Annotated in this window: 4 protein-coding genes; 1 reads left to right on the top strand and 3 read right to left on the bottom strand. The window is 46.1% G+C overall.

Annotated features, from left to right (window positions below; translation table 11 throughout):
- Positions 1–67: 67 nt before the first annotated feature.
- Complete coding sequence (locus tag B9T16_RS28675) at positions 68–301, top strand: hypothetical protein (RefSeq protein WP_410246389.1); 234 nt, start codon at positions 68–70, stop codon at positions 299–301.
- Positions 302–452: 151 nt separating this feature from the next.
- On the opposite strand, the gene B9T16_RS28670 is transcribed toward B9T16_RS28675, so the two are convergent.
- From B9T16_RS28670 to B9T16_RS28660, 3 genes are all read right to left on the bottom strand, one after another.
- Positions 453–710 (bottom strand): hypothetical protein, encoded by a 258-nt coding sequence (locus B9T16_RS28670; protein ID WP_014276949.1) that lies wholly within the window; start codon positions 708–710, stop codon positions 453–455.
- Positions 710–910: a hypothetical protein gene (locus B9T16_RS28665; RefSeq protein WP_006615836.1), complete on the bottom strand. Its 201-nt coding sequence runs from the start codon at positions 908–910 to the stop codon at positions 710–712. The genes B9T16_RS28670 and B9T16_RS28665 overlap by 1 nt, the downstream gene beginning before the upstream one ends.
- Before the next feature lie 100 nt (positions 911–1,010).
- Positions 1,011–1,151 (bottom strand): hypothetical protein, encoded by a 141-nt coding sequence (locus B9T16_RS28660; RefSeq protein WP_315670270.1) that lies wholly within the window; start codon positions 1,149–1,151, stop codon positions 1,011–1,013.
- Positions 1,152–1,415 lie beyond the last annotated feature (264 nt).

The following is a 1,415-nucleotide window of genomic DNA, read 5'->3' as shown; positions in this document are numbered from 1 at the left end:
GAAAAATACTTAACCAAAAATCAAGATTAATTTCCGTTAAATATCCAAAACCAAAAATATAAAGATTATGGCGACTGATGTTTTACCAGAATTATTACGGGTAGGAAGTGATGGGGTAGTGATATTTTTAGTGTGGTCTTTGATGAAGCAAAACCAAAAGTTAATAGCAGAGGTCAACTCAAGAGACAATGAATTAATGAAGTTGATTTACAAAATACTTAGCAGTGAACAGCCAGGTACAAGAAGTAAACGCGATCGCACTAGCCGGATTAACCGTCCCAGGGCAGAAAGCAAGGAGTGAGTTATCAGACTGACCCAATGGAAGGCAGCCTACTGGGAAAATGGACAAAATAAGTACAAATTCCCAGTTAGGACAAAAAAGCGATCACATTAAGTCCCTTGACACCAATCTGGACTTCTACAATTCCAAGACAAAGGTAAACGCTTCCAGGTTATTTGCTAATCAATCGGTCATACTCGGCATGGGTTCCAATCCAAAACCAAGAAATGCCGTTCTCTACTTCAACACCCAAAGCACGATAATTTAACCCTACTCTAACCGACCAATACCTTTTCCCCAGTTTTTTGAAATGGAGAGACGGATGAGACGGGTCAGATTTGAGTAAGTTGTAGCATTCATCGGCAGTTGTTTGTACAGCTTCCGGTAAAGCATGGTAACATTGCCAAAATCGTCGAGTGGTATAGTGCATCAGAGTTCTCGGCAATGTCCAGATACAAACTCCGCGATCGCCTCTTGAGCGAGGGCTTCTAAACGACCCTCGGCAATATCCTGTTCTATCTGTTCATCCCACCGTTGATAATCCAAATCAAAGAACCATTGTTTTAGTTTTTCAAACTCATGGGATGGCAGGGAGAGAATTGCTTGTTCAATTTCTTTCAGGTCGGACACAATTTTACCTCTGTCGTTGTTGTAGAAATTATAGCTGGGCTGGCAAGGCATCAGGGTAAACGAGATGCTCTAAAATCGAGCGTTATAGAAACCAATATTCTCAAATCTCCTCTAACCAGGTTTCGATCGCCGATATCAGATTCGGTTGATTGGGGGGAAAGCCTTTTAACGGCGCTTCTAGGGGTTCTGAGGTGAGAAATGCGATCGCAATTACCCCCGTCAGTTTTTGGCAAAAGGCCATGAGTTCTGGGGTGGGTTGGGTCGGGGTGGAAACCGTTTCGCTACCGAAGAGGATGGCACGGTGGGGGAGGAGGTGGGGCGCGTTTTAGGCTTTTGAGGTGGCGGCGCAGTTCAGCGGGGGTGGCGGGTTCCGGGGGGGTCTTCGTCGGGACAGGTGGTATCCCAGATGAGTTCGCTGAGGGTGAGGGCGATTTCCCCTTCCCGGGTTTCGTTGGCGAGGGGTTGGGCGTTGAGGATGAGGATGGGCTGGTGTTGTAGGGCTTGG

It is taken from the genome of Arthrospira sp. PCC 8006, from assembly GCF_046480465.1.
Lineage (GTDB): Bacteria > Cyanobacteriota > Cyanobacteriia > Cyanobacteriales > Microcoleaceae > Limnospira > Limnospira platensis.
This window is presented reverse-complemented; position numbering and strand designations above follow the sequence as displayed.